Annotated in this window: 17 protein-coding genes and 2 tRNA genes; 15 read left to right on the forward strand and 4 right to left on the reverse strand. The window is 32.7% G+C overall.

The window, feature by feature from the left end:
- Positions 1 to 1458: a DNA-directed RNA polymerase subunit alpha C-terminal domain-containing protein gene (locus ACZYT4_RS05560; RefSeq protein WP_463783304.1), complete on the forward strand. Its 1458-nt coding sequence runs from the start codon at positions 1 to 3 to the stop codon at positions 1456 to 1458.
- 56 nt (positions 1459 to 1514) lie between these two features.
- Here the strand turns inward: ACZYT4_RS05560 and ACZYT4_RS05565 are convergent, their stop codons facing one another.
- A complete protein-coding gene (locus ACZYT4_RS05565) occupies positions 1515 to 2870 on the reverse strand; it encodes an NCS2 family permease (RefSeq protein WP_463783307.1) in 1356 nt (451 codons plus the stop codon).
- A gap of 182 nt (positions 2871 to 3052) precedes the next feature.
- Between ACZYT4_RS05565 and ACZYT4_RS05570 the strand changes: the two genes are divergently transcribed.
- The 6 genes from ACZYT4_RS05570 (at position 3053) to ACZYT4_RS05595 (ending at position 7354) form a co-directional block, all read left to right on the forward strand.
- Positions 3053 to 3553: a hypothetical protein gene (locus tag ACZYT4_RS05570; RefSeq protein WP_463783310.1), complete on the forward strand. Its 501-nt coding sequence runs from the start codon at positions 3053 to 3055 to the stop codon at positions 3551 to 3553.
- 83 nt (positions 3554 to 3636) lie between these two features.
- Positions 3637 to 4101, forward strand: a complete 465-nt coding sequence (locus tag ACZYT4_RS05575) for a hypothetical protein (protein WP_463783311.1) — start codon at positions 3637 to 3639, stop codon at positions 4099 to 4101.
- A 40-nt stretch (positions 4102 to 4141) separates the two neighbouring features.
- Complete coding sequence (locus tag ACZYT4_RS05580; protein WP_463783313.1) at positions 4142 to 4702, forward strand: RNA 2'-phosphotransferase; 561 nt, start codon at positions 4142 to 4144, stop codon at positions 4700 to 4702.
- Between the two features lie 69 nt (positions 4703 to 4771).
- The gene (ucpA, locus tag ACZYT4_RS05585) at positions 4772 to 5572 is read left to right on the forward strand and encodes an SDR family oxidoreductase UcpA (protein ID WP_463783316.1); all 801 of its coding nucleotides are present in this window, start codon (positions 4772 to 4774) and stop codon (positions 5570 to 5572) included.
- 108 nt (positions 5573 to 5680) lie between these two features.
- A complete protein-coding gene (locus ACZYT4_RS05590; RefSeq protein WP_463783317.1) occupies positions 5681 to 6397 on the forward strand; it encodes a DUF554 domain-containing protein in 717 nt (238 codons plus the stop codon).
- Positions 6398 to 6421: 24 nt separating this feature from the next.
- Entirely contained in the window at positions 6422 to 7354 is a 933-nt protein-coding gene (locus ACZYT4_RS05595; RefSeq protein WP_463783319.1) for a GTP-binding protein, read from the forward strand.
- Between the two features lie 10 nt (positions 7355 to 7364).
- On the opposite strand, the gene ACZYT4_RS05600 is transcribed toward ACZYT4_RS05595, so the two are convergent.
- Positions 7365 to 8318 (reverse strand): biotin--[acetyl-CoA-carboxylase] ligase, encoded by a 954-nt coding sequence (locus ACZYT4_RS05600; protein ID WP_463783321.1) that lies wholly within the window; start codon positions 8316 to 8318, stop codon positions 7365 to 7367.
- 99 nt (positions 8319 to 8417) lie between these two features.
- Here ACZYT4_RS05600 and ACZYT4_RS05605 point away from each other — a divergent pair, with 99 nt between their 5' ends.
- Genes ACZYT4_RS05605 through ACZYT4_RS05615 form a run of 3 tightly spaced genes read left to right on the forward strand, consistent with a single transcriptional unit; the run spans position 8418 to position 10157 of the window.
- On the forward strand, positions 8418 to 8918 hold the full coding sequence (locus tag ACZYT4_RS05605) for a DMP19 family protein (RefSeq protein ID WP_463783324.1): 501 nt from the start codon (positions 8418 to 8420) through the stop codon (positions 8916 to 8918).
- A 57-nt stretch (positions 8919 to 8975) separates the two neighbouring features.
- Complete coding sequence (locus ACZYT4_RS05610; RefSeq protein WP_463783327.1) at positions 8976 to 9197, forward strand: acyl carrier protein; 222 nt, start codon at positions 8976 to 8978, stop codon at positions 9195 to 9197.
- A 33-nt stretch (positions 9198 to 9230) separates the two neighbouring features.
- The gene (locus ACZYT4_RS05615) at positions 9231 to 10157 is read left to right on the forward strand and encodes a magnesium transporter CorA family protein (protein ID WP_463783330.1); all 927 of its coding nucleotides are present in this window, start codon (positions 9231 to 9233) and stop codon (positions 10155 to 10157) included.
- On the opposite strand, the gene ACZYT4_RS05620 is transcribed toward ACZYT4_RS05615, so the two are convergent.
- Entirely contained in the window at positions 10152 to 11495 is a 1344-nt protein-coding gene (locus ACZYT4_RS05620) for an aminotransferase-like domain-containing protein (protein WP_463783332.1), read from the reverse strand. The genes ACZYT4_RS05615 and ACZYT4_RS05620 overlap by 6 nt on opposite strands.
- A 133-nt stretch (positions 11496 to 11628) precedes the next feature.
- Between ACZYT4_RS05620 and ACZYT4_RS05625 the strand changes: the two genes are divergently transcribed.
- The 3 genes from ACZYT4_RS05625 to ACZYT4_RS05635 all read left to right on the forward strand — a co-directional run bounded on the left by ACZYT4_RS05625 (position 11629) and on the right by ACZYT4_RS05635 (position 13249).
- Entirely contained in the window at positions 11629 to 12957 is a 1329-nt protein-coding gene (locus ACZYT4_RS05625; protein ID WP_463783333.1) for a 6-phospho-beta-glucosidase, read from the forward strand.
- A gap of 96 nt (positions 12958 to 13053) precedes the next feature.
- A tRNA-Ser gene (locus ACZYT4_RS05630) sits at positions 13054 to 13144 on the forward strand.
- Positions 13145 to 13172: 28 nt separating this feature from the next.
- Positions 13173 to 13249: transfer RNA gene (locus tag ACZYT4_RS05635), tRNA-Asp, on the forward strand.
- A gap of 47 nt (positions 13250 to 13296) precedes the next feature.
- Here the strand turns inward: ACZYT4_RS05635 and ACZYT4_RS05640 are convergent.
- Complete coding sequence (locus ACZYT4_RS05640) at positions 13297 to 13827, reverse strand: NUDIX hydrolase (RefSeq protein ID WP_463783334.1); 531 nt, start codon at positions 13825 to 13827, stop codon at positions 13297 to 13299.
- A 229-nt stretch (positions 13828 to 14056) separates the two neighbouring features.
- Here ACZYT4_RS05640 and ACZYT4_RS05645 point away from each other — a divergent pair, with 229 nt between their 5' ends.
- Complete coding sequence (locus ACZYT4_RS05645) at positions 14057 to 15031, forward strand: RluA family pseudouridine synthase (protein ID WP_463783337.1); 975 nt, start codon at positions 14057 to 14059, stop codon at positions 15029 to 15031.
- Positions 15032 to 15091: 60 nt separating this feature from the next.
- Positions 15092 to 16012 (forward strand): ROK family protein, encoded by a 921-nt coding sequence (locus tag ACZYT4_RS05650; RefSeq protein WP_463783338.1) that lies wholly within the window; start codon positions 15092 to 15094, stop codon positions 16010 to 16012.
- The last annotated feature ends 109 nt before the right edge of the window (positions 16013 to 16121 follow it).

Here is a 16121-nt window from a genome sequence, read left to right on the forward strand (position 1 = left end):
ATGAGATATTATATTAAAGAATTTTTAAATCAAAAATATGAAATAGCAGCTATGGACGGGTATGATGCCTATGTCAGCATTTACAATCATGAAGATATTCATTTGACTTCTCCACAAAAAGAAACTGTATCCTGCTCGACTGTTGATAACCAGTATTATTATGGTATTGGTCAAGAAGAATGTCACGACTATTGTCAAATGGCTCAATATTTAGATATGGATCCATTACGATTTTTACAATTCTATCCATCATCACGTGATTATGGAAATTATAAAAACTTTTCTCAATTTCAGGAAATTCATCATTGCATGGATTTTAAAAAAATCATAGAAGATGAAGTCAAAGAGTTTGTCTTAAAAAAACAGTTGCATTCAGATTCATTATTGTATACTCTATTAAAAGCTAAAGGGTATGTTTATCAGTCATCTCATGAAAGCATACCTCATGAATGGCTTCGTACGCCTATTGAAAAGTTAGATTTAAGTGTACGTAGTTATAATTGCTTAAAAAGAGAAGGAATTCATACTTTACATGATTTAAGACAAGTCATGAAAAATGATGGACTCTATAAAATAAGAAATATGGCTCATAAGCTTGTTAAAGAAATTATTGATGCATATTGTCAGTTTCTGAGTCAGAATTCTTCTTATCATTTAGAGTTGCATTTTATGCAAAAAAAGAGTCCTATAACATTTGTATATGATATGCAAAGTTTTGCAATAAAAAGTATTGTATCTAGCATTTTTCAAGACTTTTTCTTGGTTGATCAAAAAAGTTTATTAAAACATCATGATGCAATTTTTACTCCAAAAATAATAAATGTGCTTTTGTGGATGGGTTATAGCAATATTGATGATGTTGAGCCTCACTTACCAAAGCTTGATGATTATTTTTATAAACTTTCGCTCACATCAAAGCCAGATGCTTTACAAAAGAGATATAATGACTATCTTCGTGCTCATATAACATATTATGAAATTCCTTATTCTATTTATCAAAAGCTAATCAATCAGAAGGCTTCACAAGAAGATATACAACACGCCTTGCAACAATATAATGCCTATATTGAAAGTGTTGTTAAACAAATCAATCGTAAAATTTATTATGTCGAAAATGATCAGACAAGAGAATTTTATCATGATGAAGAAAACGATACTATAGATGTATATGATATTGGTATTTATGAGTGTATTCAATATGATGACTTGAAAAAGATTATAGATTCATTAGAAGATATCTGTGTTGTCAAAGAGGTCATGGAAAAAATAAGATTATCACATTCTTATTATATTATTAAGGATCTCAATGAATATAAAGCACAGGTAGACACGATTATCAAAAATCATTCTCAATTAGAAGCCAAAGAACTTATAGAGCAACTATTAGATAATCCGTTTTTATTAAAACATCAATATAAAGAACTTGTTCAATATGTTCGTCTCAAATATAATAGCTAAATATTTTTATGAAAAAGGAGTTGCTCTAATTGAAGTCAACTCCTGAATTTTTTGTATTAAATCATCGCAAGTAAGATAAAGTTTAAGATAAATAATAATGCAACACCAGCAATGATAGGGTGAATATCTTTGGCTTGTTTCTTAAAGATTTTAATTAAACAATAGAAAATAAAGGCACTGGCAATACCATAAGAAATACTATAACAAAGAGCCATAAATATTCCTGCAAAGAAAGCTGGAATTGCATCTTCTAAATTTGACCAGTCAATTTCAGCAAATGATGACACCATCATACATCCAACAATAATTAAAGCTGGTGCTGTTGCGGCTGAAGGAATAGCACTCACAAAAGTCGCTAAAAAGGCACTTAACGCAAAACAGATGGCTGTCACAACAGATGTTAAACCAGTACGACCACCAGCCCCAATACCTGCTGCACTTTCGACATAAGTTGTTGTATTGGAAGTTCCAAAAATAGCCCCAATAGATGTTGCTGTAGCATCCGCAAATAAGGCTTTATCCATTTTAGAACTAAATCCACTGCTTGTTTCTAATGCTTTTTCATCTTCTTTGGAGAAAATACCACTACGTCTACCAGTACCAATAAATGTACCAATTGTATCAAAAGTATCTGACATACTAAATGCAAAAATAGTAATCAAAACTAAAGGTAAACGAGACATATCGCTAAATAATGAAGGTAAACCTGCAGGAGTGAAAATGACTCCAAATGTTGAAGGTAAAGCATTTAAGGCTTCTCCAAAGCTGACAGTATCTGTTGTTGTGGTCACACCAAAAGGAATACCTAAGATTGTTGTGACAATAATCGCAATTAAGATACCACCTTTGACATTTTTTAATGTTAAAATAACTGCCAAAACCAATCCAATTAAGAAAATCCATAAAACTGGTTGATTTAATGTTGCAATAGCAGGGACACCACTATCAAATGTAATAAAACCAACATTTAAGAAACCTAAATAAGCAATAAAAACACCAATTCCACCACCAATAGCATTTTGTAAAGATTGTGGAATTGCTTTAATAATCACTTTTCTGATTTTTGTAACAGTAATAAAAATATTAATCAAACCACAAATAAACACCATTGATAAGGCCTGTTGCCATGTGAATTGTAATTGAAAACACACTGTATAAACAAAAAATGCATTCAATCCCATTCCTGGTGCTTGCGCATAAGGAACATTTGCGACAAGTCCCATAATCAAAGTTCCAATCACGGCAGAAATAATTGTAGCTAAAAAGACAGCTCCCCATTCCATACCTGATTGTGATAAAGTGTTTGGATTAACTGCGATAATGTAAGCCATCGCAAAGAATGTAGTAATTCCAGCCATCACTTCAGTAGAAATAGTCGTTCCATTTTCTTTTAATTTAAATAATTTTTCCATTTTTTCTCCCTTCTCCTGATAAAAATCAAGAATGAATAAACTTTACCATATTTCTATAAGTTTTTCAAATTGATGCCATCTCATCATATATTTTGAAGCGAAAAGAAAATCATTATGAAGATTAATCATTTTCTTGTATAATAGAGATAGGGTAATATTCCAAAATGATGTAGGTGAAAACGATGAGATATTATATGAAAGAATATTTGAATCAAGATTATGAGTTGGAAGCTATGCATGGTATTGATGCACTTGTGAGCACACAATTTCATGAAGTGATACATGTTGATTCAAATCTAGAAAAATCTGTTATATGTACAGATTTGGCGCGTTATTATTATGGAATAGGGGTTGAAGAGTGTCATGATTATCAAGATATTGCTCAAAAAATGGAAGATGATCCTTTGAATCTTTTGCAATATTCTTCTTTTCGTGTTTCTTTGAAATCAAAAAATCCAGAAAGCTATTCAGAATTTTATAAAATCATATATGATATGAATTTTCAAAAAGTTATTCAAGAAGAAATAAAAAAATTTATTTTAAGAGGATCTTTAGATTCCAATTCGTTATTATATGCTTTATTAACAGGAATGGGATATACTTTTGAATCCATGAGTGAAGATATACCTATTCAACTTTTAGCTTCTCCTCTTTCAGATTTACAATTTCTTATGTTAATTTGAAAAAAATAGGAATTGAAAATGTTGATGAATTGAGAAACATGATCAAAAAAGTTTATTACGCAATGAAGATGCTTTTTTTTGAGATGAAAGTCACAAATGCACTCTTATGGAAGGGTTACAGTAGTATCGATGATGTTGTTTCTCATATCAAAGAGTTAGATCAGCAGTTATATCAGCTTCATATAACGAAACAGCCAGATTATCTTCAAAAAAGATATCATCAATACTTAAAAACGCATATTGTTTTTCATGAGATTCCTTATTCACTTTATCAGAAATTAAAGGATTGTGATGCTTCCAAAGAAGAAATCAAATCTCAACTTCACAACTATCATCGATATATTGATGATATCGTTTCAAAAATCATTAATAAATTCTATTATGTGGAAAAAGATGGAGTTCAGCAACGTTGTATTCAAGAACAACATTTAAAGACAGTATTGGATTCTTTAGAAGATGTATGTGTCGTTATGGAAGTTGCCAAAAAGCTAAAAATCCAATGGTCTGAATGCCGTATTATCAAAGATATTCCAGAGTGTCAGGCGTAATAGAAAATAAGTAGAATAAATATCAAGAAGGTGATTATATATGAAACTCACGCCTATAAGCCGTTATATGGCATTTCTTTTGCGTCATCATCCTGAGCAGGCAGGATTGACTTTAGATCAACATGGCTGGGCACATGTAGATGAATTGATCAAAGGTATTCAAAAAAGATATCCCCAATTTCAACGAGAAATATTAGAAGAGATTGTCCGTACTGATTCAAAACAAAGATATGCTTTTAATGAAGACCATACGTTGATTCGTGCCAATCAGGGACACTCTATACCTGTTGATGTTGAATTCAAACAAGCATTGCCACCTGATATTTTATATCATGGAACAGCTATAAAGTATCTGTCCTCTATTCAACAACAAGGATTGATTTCTAAATCAAGACTTTATGTACATTTATCAACAGATATTGAGACGGCTATAAAGGTAGGGAAGAGACATGGAAAGCCAGTTGTTTATCAAATCAATGCTAAACAAATGTATCAGGATGGCATTCTTTTTTATCTTTCAGCTAACCATATCTGGCTTGTGAAAAAGGTACCGCTACAATATATGAAGCTATTAGATATAGAAAATATAAATCAGACATGAAATGTTTGAGTGCTATGTTCAAAAGGATTACAATAGAGATATAGATAATAATAAAGGAGACATGAATTTATGGGAAAATTAGACGGAAAAGTAGCAATTATTACGGGGGCAGCTGCTGGATTGGGTGAAGGAATTGCAGAAGCCTACGTGAAATATGGAGCTAAAATCTGTATGATTGATTTATCAAAGGATGTTGAACAGACTGCCCAGAAATTACGTGATCAATATCAGGCGGATATTATCACTTACGTAGGTAATGTGGCTAATAAAAGTCAGATGAAAGAAGCTGTCCAAAAAACAGTGGAAACTTTTGGGGAAGTGAATATTGCATGCTGTAATGCAGGTGTCTGTCGTTTGGCACCATTTGAAGAGATGAGTGATGAAATCAGAGATTTTCATATTGATGTCAATATCAAAGGTGTATGGAATACTTGTCAGACTGTCATCCCTTATATGTTAAAACAAGGAAAGGGTAGCATTGTGATTGCTTCATCAGTGACAGGAGATATTGTGGCAGATGCTGGAGAAGCGGCATATGCTATGACAAAAGCAGCCTTAGTTGGACTAACAAAATGTCTGGCTGTTGAATATGCCAGCCGCCATATTCGTGTGAACTGTTCACAGCTAGGTTATGCCAGAACACCTATGGTAGAGAAGATGGCTGTTGAATCCAACCCAGATGATCCAGAAAGTGCAATTGCAGATATTGCGAAAGGTGTTCCAATGGGAAGACTTGCTAAACCTATTGAAGTTGGAGAGTTATTTGCCTTTTTAGGTAGTGATGAATCAAGTTATATTACAGGTTCTCAATTTGTGATTGATGGCGGAAGTACTTTACCTGAAACGATGAGTATCGGAACAAATGAATAGAATATATAGAAGAGAAGCTGCAACTTCTCTTTTTTTATGATTATGAGAGTAGTGATTGATAAAAAAATATGATAAAATAGTCAACAAGATGAAAGTAGGAGAGATTGCATGAGGGGATTAGGAACAATTGTTAATGGACTTGCTATTATTATAGGTGGTGTTTTAGGTATTTTCTTAAAACGCTTCTTAAAAGAACGTTATCAGGATACGATTATGAAAGCAACCGGTTTTTCAACTATTTTTCTGGCCCTTGCAGGAACATTATCACAAATGCTTGTTATTGAAGAGGGAAAGTTAAGTATTGCAGGATCCATGAATGTGATTATTTCTATGGTGATTGGGGCTTTGATTGGAGAAATCATTGATATTGATGCTATGTTTGAAAAATTTGGCAACTGGCTGAAAATCAAAACGGGCAGTCAAAAGGACAACCAATTTGTTTATGGCTTTGTGAGTGCATCATTAACCGTGAGTATTGGCGCTATGGCTATCATGGGTGCTATTCAGGATGGGATTTATGGTAATCATGCGACATTATTCGCAAAAGCAGTCTTAGATTTTGTGATTATTTTAATTATGGCATCATCTATGGGAAAAGGATGCATCTTTGCTTTTATCCCAGTTGTTCTTTTGCAAGGTACTATAACTTTTTTATCAGCCGGATTAGCAGGCTTTATGACAACTGATATTTTGAATCATTTGGATATGGTTGGAAATATCTTGATTTTCTGTGTGGGAGTGAATCTGGTGTGGCCTCAAACTGTAAAAGTGGCCAATCTTTTACCGGCACTCATTGTAACAATTGTTTTCACATTGGCTTTTTAACAAGAAAGTGATGGAGGTATTCATATGACAAAAGTGGATTTAATTACAGGATTTTTAGGTTCGGGAAAAACAACATTTATTCAACAGTATGCACAATATTTAATCAAGCAGGGTTATAAAGTCGGAATCATTGAAAATGATTTTGGAGCTGTTAATGTTGATATGATGCTTTTACAGGAAACTTTAGGACCGCAATGTGATTTAGAAATGATTTCTGGTGGTTGTGATAAAGAAACGCACCAAAGACGTTTTAAAACGAAATTGATTGCAATGGGGATGCTTCGATATGATTATTTATTGATTGAACCATCAGGTATCTATGATGTTGATGAATTTTTTGATGTTTTGCATGAAGAGCCTTTAGAAAACTGGTATGAAATTGGAAATGTTTTTGCGATTGTCGATGCACGCATTGAACAGGATTTATCACAGGCGTCACGTTTTCTGTTAGCCTCACAGGTTGCTAATGCTGGATGTATTCTGCTAAGTCATTATCAGGAAGCATCTCAGGAAGAAGTCCAACAAACAATCCAGTTATTACAAAGCTCGCTTCAGGAAGTTCGATGTTCAAGAGTTCTTCAGGATAGTGATTTGAATACTCACTGGATGCATTTGACAGATGAAGATTTTCAAAGTTTTATGCATAAAGGATATGCCCTACATGATTATATGAAATATTCTATAGATTATCAAAAAGCATATACATCTCTTTATTTTATGAATAATCATTTAACGCCAGATGAGTTAAAAAAGGGAGTGCAACAGATATTCAACGATACATCATGTGGTCACGTCTTTCGTATGAAAGGTTTTATAAGCGTAGAAGACCAATGGATTGAACTGAATGCAACCAAGGATCATATATCCTTAAAACCTATTTCTATAGGTCAAGATATTTTAATTGTCATTGGAGAGGAATTAAATCAGGAACAGATTCAAAAGTATATAAAGCATTAAAAAAACATCGTTAACGATGTTTTTTACGTATAGAAACTTCTCCAGAAGAAAGCTGGCGAATACCCTCATCAGTCTGGATTTTTAATGAGGCATCTTGGTTGATGTCTAAAACATATGCGCAGTAAGTACGATTGTTTTCATAAACTGTAATATTCTGATTTAACACATAAGAGTGTTGACGATAAAAATCTAAGAGCGCAGGATGAGATAAGTTTTGATAATCCTGATAAAAAATATTCAAAAAATCAATGATAAACTGTTCACGCGAAACAAATTGTGGACAAAAATCTTCCAAACAGGCAGCACTTTGTTTTAATTCATCAGGCATAGAATAAGAATGAATATTCACACCTATGCCTACAATCATATTTTCTATTTGAGCAGTATTCATTTCTAAAGAAGCTTCACATAAAATACCAGCAACCTTATAATCATCAATCATAATATCATTGACCCATTTGATTTGAGGTTTTAATGAATAATTTTTTTGAATTGTTTTAACCAGTGAAACTGCTAGACAGGCCGTAATCTTTAATGAATCATAAATAGATAAATGGGGTTTTAATAAGAAAGAAAAATAAAGCCCCTTATAGGCAGGAGAATGAAATGATTTACCATTTCTGCCTTTTCCGTTGGTCTGATATTCCGCAATCACAAGATCACCTTGTTGATGTATTCCTCTTTTGAGATAATCATTCGTAGAATCAACACTTTCAAGGTATTCAATGTGAGTAAAAAATGAAGGGATATGGGGCTTAATGTTTTCAATCAATAAAACATCATTGTCATCAGTTAGACAATATCCTTTTTTTGTTGATGATAAAATATGATATCCTTTCTCTTTTAATTTTTTAATGCTTGTTGATATTGTCATGCGAGAAACCTGAAGCTTTTGACTCATATCCTGACCTGATACATATTCGTTTTGATATTGTTTTAATATTTTTAAGATTTCTTTTTCCATAATTGTATTATACGCATCTTTGAAAAAAAGATAAAGTCATATTTTTACGACTATACATTTCAAATGAAAAAGTATAAAATAATATGAGGAGGTGTTCATATGCCCACAATTGAAGATGTACTGGATGATTTGACTTTAAGAGCCAGTGAGATTGTATCAAGACAAGATCATAGTCACATTGTTATGGATTTATATAATATTATCTCTCAAAAATGTGAAAACGGAGATTTACTTAATGAACTTAATGGAATTGAAAGAGTCTTTTATCTTTGTCAGACTTTTTATCTGATGATGTCCAGTGGTGGAATGGAAATGTATTATCGTCAGCCTTCTGGTAATTTTGCTAATGAAACAGTGGAAGCATTATTGGAGATGAAAGCAGAACGCACAGCTTTAATACTTGATCGTGCAAATGGTCTTTTTCATGAAGGTATTGTGCCAGAAGATCAAGAACTAAGAATGGAAGAATTAAAAGGATTTGATTATAGTGAAGTTCCATGGCTGTTTGATTTGTTGGATCATGAATTTCAGCAGTTAAAAGAAGACATGGAAGATTTAAGTTTAAAATATATTTTGGCACATAAAGAGGCTTTTATGTAAGAAAAGAGATTGTTTTTTGAAAAGCTTATGATTATAATGAAAACGAGGTGAATAGAAATGGATTATTTTGATAAAATAAAAGAGAGATTATCATCAAAATTAAAAGGTCAGGAACTTACAAAAGACTCTTCATTTAAAGATTTAGGCATTGATTCTTTGGATTTGGTTGATTTGGTTTTTGAATTAGAAGAAGAAATTGGTGTAGAATTTGAAGATGAAGAATTATTAAAAATTAAAACAGTTCAAGATTTATTAGATTTAATTGATTCAAAGAAATAGGGGTAAAGCCCCTTTTTTTGTAGGAGGGAATATATGATTTATCAGATTGATCGTCAAAAAGAAGTTGTCAATATTGAAGATATTCAAGAACAGCATCGTTATATTGCTATGATGGATTTAGAAGAATTAAAATCTTGTTATCAAAAACTTGGCATTGAAAAAGCTTCTATTCAACGCTTAGAAGATCCTTCTTTGTTTCATCAGAATATGATTATCCCTGCATATCATTATTATTTTGGTTTAATCCATTTGATTAATGCACGAGATATTTTTGTAAAAAAAGATTCACTAGCTTTATTTATTTTTAAAAATTTGTTTTTGGTTGTTGTGATAGATGATGAAGATCACCATATTAATCAGGTTTTCCAGTCATCCAGTGATTATGTTCTCCAAAAAGATGCTTCCATCACAAGACTGGTTTATTATTTCTTAAGTGATTTACTGGCAAGTGATTATCAATATATCGAAGAATTACAGGATGAAATCGAAGAATTGGAATCTCATGAGGAAGATTCGATGAACTTTACAAATCAAACAAGGCAGCTCAATAAAGAATTATTGCTGTTGAAAAATTATTATGAAAATCTGATGACGATTGGTGAGGATTTGGAGATGAATCATCATCATATTTTTGATGACGACGATTCTAGATATTTTGAGATTTTTACACGCCGTATTGAACGTTTATCCAAAAATGTGGAAATGTTAAGAGAAATTCTGAACCAGGCTAATGCGGCTCATCAGTCAAGAGAAGATTATAAATTAAATAAGACCATGCAATTTTTTACAGTTGTGACAACTATTTTTCTGCCATTAACCTTGATTGCAGGATGGTATGGAATGAATTTTGAAAACATGCCTGAACTCAAAAGTATTTATGGATATCCAGCTGTTATTGCTTTAAGTCTGATTGTTGTGATTGGTTTGATTATTTTATTTAAGAAAAAGAAATTTTTATAAAGATATAGTGTCCAAAAAAGTCTGATAAAATAAAGGAAGTGCTTCTTTTAAATCAGAACTATGAATACGTGCTAGACTTAAACGTATAGAGTTTTGAAAATGTGAGATGTGATAGAAACATCTTTCATTTCGTGCTATGTGAACATGTTTTTGAGCTAGATTTTGTTGAAATAAATCAAGATTAATGGGTACGAGAAATTGGATGGTTAAATAATAACCGGAATAACTAGAAATCACTTTAATGAGCTGATGATCCCAGCTTTGAGTGATTTTTTTAATAATCTGATAATCTTTTTTGAGATGATTTTGTAATTGCTGGACTTGTTTTTGATAGAGAGAACTTTTAATATAGGATTCTAAGGTTGCCTGAGAAATCAGTGAAGGCAGCTGATAAGAATAATAGTAAGACTGATTCATCATCATCTGAAAGGTTTCTTGAAAATCTTGGTGAATAATAGCGGCTCCAATACGAATATAAGGAATTGTTTTAGAAAAACTGGTCAGATAGATACAATTTTGTCCTTCCATATAATAAAAAATCGGTAAGTAATGCGAAGACGATGAACAGTGTCCAAAATAATCATCTTCAATAATATAGACATTGTATTGAAGAGCCAGTTTGGCAATTCCTTGACGGATTTTTGTTGAATAAGTTGTGCCAAGGGGATTGTGGTTTCTAGGAATCGTATAGAAAAATTTAATATCATATGTTTCAAAAAGTGATTTGAGTTCTTTAAGATCAATACCATTTTCATCGCGGTTGATGGTCAGAACAGGTAGAGATAAAGATTTAAGAAATTGGATATAATAACTATACGTTGGTTCTTCAATCAAAATATAGGAATGATGATTAGGGAATGTGATGGATGAAAGAAATGATAACATTTGTGTAACACCCTGAATTAAATAAATGGAACTTTCCTGCGTATAAATGCCCATTTCAAAAAAGAAGTCAGCTAATGTCTTTCGTAAAGATTGAACACCTTGTAAAGATAAATTCAATGATGATTCACTATATTCTTCAATGGCTAAAGAGAGGCAATGTTTCGCGTCTACAAGCGATGTGGCTTTGACCATAGGATTTCCTGTTTCCAAAGAAAAAATTTGGGATGAAGGGGCAGGTAAAAGAGGTATTCCCAAAATATAAAAACCACTTTGTGCTTTCGCGTAAATAAGATGACGATCAATTAATAGCTGATAGGCTTTGATGACGGTTTCTTTACTGCAGTGATATTGTTGAGCTAATGTATGAATAGAAGGCAAACGCTCCCCTTGATGATATGTCTGGTCTGCAATATCTTTTTCTATAAGCATAGCTAAATGTTCGTATTTTTTCATGTTTTTCATCTCCTTAAAATCATCATAACATATATATTACATAAATTGTACCGGTATAATTACCTATTCCTTTTCTTGTGTTTTCTATAGGAGTCTATATAATGAAATTATCAAGAAGAAAGAGGTGTCAAAGATGAACAAAGATGGTGTTAAAATTGTCACAATCGGAGGAGGAAGTAGTTATACTCCAGAATTAGTAGAAGGATTTATTAAAAGATATGATCACTTACCAGTGAAAGAATTATGGTTAGTAGATATTGAAGAAGGTCGTAAAAAATTAGAGACTGTTGGTGCTCTCGCAAAACGTATGGTGAAAAAAGCAGGACTGCCAATGAAAGTCATTTTAAGTTATGATCGTAGAGAAGCTTTAAAAGATGCGGATTTTGTTACAACACAAATGCGTATTGGACGTTTACCAGCACGTGTGCTTGATGAAAGAATTCCTTTAAGTCATGGTTTGATTGGTCAGGAAACAAATGGGGCAGGAGGTATGTTTAAAGCGTTCCGTACAATTCCAGTTATTTTGGATATTGTGAAAGATATTGAAGAGCTATGCCCTAATGCTTGGCTAATCAACTTTACAAATCCTGCTGGAATGGTTACAGAAGCTATTTTAAGATATACAAACTTTAAAAAAGCGATTGGTCTTTGTAATGTTCCAGTCAATATGGTTGCTGGATTTGCGAAAATGTTAAATGTAGAAGAAAGTCAGGTCACAATGGAGATTCAAGGTGTTAATCACTTTATTTTTGCGACAGATGTCTTTGTGGATGGTGTGTCACGTTTTGATGAATTATTACATCAATATGCTTATTTAAAACCAGAAGATACAATTCAAATGAAAAACTTCGTTTCATTGCCATATTCTCCATCATTTATTAAAGGTTTAAAAGCCATTCCATGTCCATATCATAATTATTATTTCTTTACAAAAGAACAATTGGAAGAAGAATTGGAACAATTCAAAACAGGAACAGTGCGTGGAGAAGTTGTCAGCAAGACAGAAGAAGAATTATTTGAATTATATAGTCATGAAGAGTTAGCTGAAAAACCAGAACAGTTAGCTATGCGCGGTGGTGCTAAATATTCTGATGCAGCTTGTAATCTGATTGCTTCTATCTATACAAATAAAGGTGATATTCAATATGTTGATGTCAGAAATAATGGTGCGATTGCAGATTTACCAAAAGATAGTGCTGTAGAAGTTGCATGTCGTATTACAGCTGATGGTCCAAAACCATTAGCAACTGGTGAATTGAAATTGCCAATTAGTGGATATGTACAGATGATGAAAACTTTTGAACGTCTTGTGATTGAAGCAGCAGTACATGGTGATCGTGATTTGGCTGTTACAGCTTTAAATATGAATCCTTTATGTCCAAGTGATGAAATTGCTAATATTGTGATTGATGAATTACTAGAAGCTCATAAAGATTATTTACCACAATTTTTCAATAAATAAAGAAACTGGATTTTTTCCAGTTTCTTTATTTTAAAGTTTTTTCATTTTCCTATTGAAATGTGAAAAAAGGTATGCTATTATATTAAGGCAACTGATGGAGACATACTCAAGAGGCTGAAGAGGCGCCCCTGCTAAGGGTGTAGGTCGGGAAACTGGCGCGAGGGTTCAAATCCCTCTGTCTCCGCCATTGTATAACCCTTGGCAGTTGATATATTGGTCTGGTAGTTCAGTTGGTTAGAATGCCGCCCTGTCACGGCGGAGGTCGCGGGTTCGAGCCCCGTCCAGACCGCCAATATAAAAAAGCAAGTTATCCTTATTTGGATAACTTTTTTTGTGCTTTTATGAATAATATTTTTGATAAGCATACATAACAGCTATAACGGTTTTTGCATCTACAATGTCACCATCAAGGACTTTTTGATAAGCATCGTCTATATCCAATGTCAAGACATCAATAAATTCATCGTCATCTCCTTCTAAAGCATCATCAACTTCCTTAAAATCAACAGCTTCATAGAGATAAAGCCATTCACTGGTATAACCGGGAGAAGGTAAGACTTTCATAATGAATTTCATATCCTTGGCACGATAGTTCGTTTCTTCTTCTAATTCACGAAAGGCACAATCTTTTGGATCTTCATCTTTCTCCAGTTTTCCAGCAGGAATTTCGATAGTTTGAATGCGATTGGGATATCTAAATTGTTTCACAAATATGATTTGATGATTCTTAACAGCTAGAATACAAACACCACCATGATGATAGACAACTTCACGATAGGCATGTTGACCATCTTCAAGTTCAACTTCTTCTCTGGTGACCTGCATAATTTTACCATCATAAATGATTGATCTATTTATTTCTTTTTCCATGATTTCATCACCTCGATGTCATTATAACATAAAACGAAAAGAAAGTATGCGGGGGAGCATACTTTCTTGTGTCTCTATTATTTACACGTTAGGGTGATAATAGGGGGTATGTTTAAGTGACAACCACTTAACATATTTAATTATAGCAGAGTTTCAAAAGATGTAAAGGCTTTCAAATAAAATTGTATATTTTTTTAGTGTTTTTTGATAGAATGAAAGTGGTGATGAAATGAAAACATTATTAATAGATGAGAATTATGAAAACCAAAGAATAGATAAATATTTAAAAAAATTATTGTGTCAGGCACCACCACAAATGATTTATAAAATGTTAAGAAAAAAAGATGTGAAAGTCAATGGTGTCAGAGTTAAAGAAAACTATATTTTAAAAAAAGGAGATCAGGTTGAGCTTTTTCTATATGAAGATCGTTTTTTAGCATTAACGAAACCACAAACTATATTTGATTTAGAAATTCAATTTGATGTTTTATATGAAGATAACAATGTTTTGATTGTGAATAAGCCATCAGGCCTATTGGTTCATGAAGATAGTCATGAAGATATGAATACATTGTCTAATCAGGTTTTGACATATTTGTATCAAAAAGGAGAATATGATCCTCAAAAGACATTGGGATTTACACCTGGACCTGTTCATCGCTTGGATCGTAATACAAGTGGTATTGTGATTTTTGGAAAGACCATGCGTGCCTTGCAGGATTTAAATGAAATGATGAAGAAACGTCATTGCATCGAAAAAACATATTTAACCATTTGTAAAGGTTATATGCCCAGTCGTGAATTGATTGGTTATATGAAGAAAGATAGTGAACAATCTCTCGCAAAAATAGTGTCTCCATCAACACCAGGAGCACTTAAAATGCATACGATTGTTGAAAATATTCAAAGTAATCAGAAGTATTCATTATTGAAAGTCAAACTTGTGACAGGAAGAACACATCAGATCCGTTTACATTTATCGAGTGTTGGGCATCCTATTATTGGTGATGCGAAATATGGTGATTTTGAACTTAATCGTTATTTGAAAAAAACATATCATTTCCAAAATCAGTTTTTACATGCTTATTCCATAAAATTTATCAAGCCAATAGGTTCTTTAAAATATTTACAGGATTATCAAGTGACTTGTCCATTACCAAAGAATCTGGAAGCTTTGAAAAAAGCTTTGTTTCTAACAAAATGACCTATGAAAACAGCTGGTTTTATTGTATAATAAATATAAATCAAGGGAAGGAGAACTAAGATGAAATATTATATCGGGATTGATTTAGGAGGAACAAACGTACGTACTCTTTTGGTTGATGAAAATGGACAATCATATAGTGAAGTTAAAGATGCAACTGAAAGAGAAAATGGACCAGATTATGTTTGTTCAAAAATTATAAGACAAATTGAAAGCTTAGATTGTTCAGTTTGTGGAGGCATTCATAATGTTCAGGGAATTGGTATTGGTGTGCCTGGGCCTGTTGATACAGAACATGGTGTGATGATTATGGCAACAAATTTGCCTGGATTTGAAAATTACCCTATCTGCGAAAAACTTTCAAGCCGCTTTAATTTGCCTGTATTTATTGATAATGATGCCAATGTTGCTGGATTGGCAGAAGCTTTGTTAGGAGCTGGAAAAGGAAAACCAACTTGTTATTATATTACAATTTCAACAGGAATTGGTGGAGCCTTTGTTGTGAATGGTCAATTGGTTTCTGGTGGAAGAGGACATGCTGGAGAAGTTGGAAATATCATTGTAAAAAACAATGGTTATAAATTTGGTGGATTGAACCCTGGAGCTGTGGAAGGTGAAGCGAGTGGAACAGCGATTACCCGTAAAGGTAAAGAAATTTTAGGTGAAGATCGTGTCAATCATGCTGGAGATGTTTTCAGATTAGCTGATGAAGGTGATGTCAAGGCAAAAGGTATTGTTGATGAATGTGTGAGTGAACTGGCAACTATGTTAGCTGATATTGCCCATACTGTTGACCCACATTGCTTTATATTAGGCGGTGGTGTTATGAAATCTAAGAAATATTTCTATGATCAGCTTGTTGAACAATTTAATGCGAAAATTCATGTTGGAATGAGAGGACATATTCCAATTTTAGAAAGAGAATTAGAAGATTGTGGTGCTATTGGTGCTGCAATGCTTCCAATGTCAAAATTAAAATAATAGAGAAACTGATGAAGAGTAGTTAGAAAACTCTTTATCAGTTTTATTTTTATCTGCTTGTTTCCATTATTTTTACTTTATAATTGGTAAAGAAAATGATAGAATATGC

The organism is Massilimicrobiota sp. mt181 (assembly GCF_055420065.1).

Excerpts from the sequence above, each read along its gene's own strand:
- ACZYT4_RS05560 (WP_463783304.1), top strand. The coding sequence starts at position 1 with ATGAGATATTATATTAAAGAATTTTTAAATCAAAAATATGAAATAGCA.
- ACZYT4_RS05565 (WP_463783307.1), bottom strand. The coding sequence starts at position 2,870 with ATGGAAAAATTATTTAAATTAAAAGAAAATGGAACGACTATTTCTACT.
- ACZYT4_RS05570 (WP_463783310.1), top strand. The coding sequence starts at position 3,053 with ATGAGATATTATATGAAAGAATATTTGAATCAAGATTATGAGTTGGAA.
- ACZYT4_RS05575 (WP_463783311.1), top strand. The coding sequence starts at position 3,637 with ATGAAAGTCACAAATGCACTCTTATGGAAGGGTTACAGTAGTATCGAT.
- ACZYT4_RS05580 (WP_463783313.1), top strand. The coding sequence starts at position 4,142 with ATGAAACTCACGCCTATAAGCCGTTATATGGCATTTCTTTTGCGTCAT.
- ucpA (WP_463783316.1), top strand. The coding sequence starts at position 4,772 with ATGGGAAAATTAGACGGAAAAGTAGCAATTATTACGGGGGCAGCTGCT.
- ACZYT4_RS05590 (WP_463783317.1), top strand. The coding sequence starts at position 5,681 with ATGAGGGGATTAGGAACAATTGTTAATGGACTTGCTATTATTATAGGT.
- ACZYT4_RS05595 (WP_463783319.1), top strand. The coding sequence starts at position 6,422 with ATGACAAAAGTGGATTTAATTACAGGATTTTTAGGTTCGGGAAAAACA.
- ACZYT4_RS05600 (WP_463783321.1), bottom strand. The coding sequence starts at position 8,318 with ATGGAAAAAGAAATCTTAAAAATATTAAAACAATATCAAAACGAATAT.
- ACZYT4_RS05605 (WP_463783324.1), top strand. The coding sequence starts at position 8,418 with ATGCCCACAATTGAAGATGTACTGGATGATTTGACTTTAAGAGCCAGT.
- ACZYT4_RS05610 (WP_463783327.1), top strand. The coding sequence starts at position 8,976 with ATGGATTATTTTGATAAAATAAAAGAGAGATTATCATCAAAATTAAAA.
- ACZYT4_RS05615 (WP_463783330.1), top strand. The coding sequence starts at position 9,231 with ATGATTTATCAGATTGATCGTCAAAAAGAAGTTGTCAATATTGAAGAT.
- ACZYT4_RS05620 (WP_463783332.1), bottom strand. The coding sequence starts at position 11,495 with ATGAAAAAATACGAACATTTAGCTATGCTTATAGAAAAAGATATTGCA.
- ACZYT4_RS05625 (WP_463783333.1), top strand. The coding sequence starts at position 11,629 with ATGAACAAAGATGGTGTTAAAATTGTCACAATCGGAGGAGGAAGTAGT.
- ACZYT4_RS05640 (WP_463783334.1), bottom strand. The coding sequence starts at position 13,827 with ATGGAAAAAGAAATAAATAGATCAATCATTTATGATGGTAAAATTATG.
- ACZYT4_RS05645 (WP_463783337.1), top strand. The coding sequence starts at position 14,057 with ATGAAAACATTATTAATAGATGAGAATTATGAAAACCAAAGAATAGAT.
- ACZYT4_RS05650 (WP_463783338.1), top strand. The coding sequence starts at position 15,092 with ATGAAATATTATATCGGGATTGATTTAGGAGGAACAAACGTACGTACT.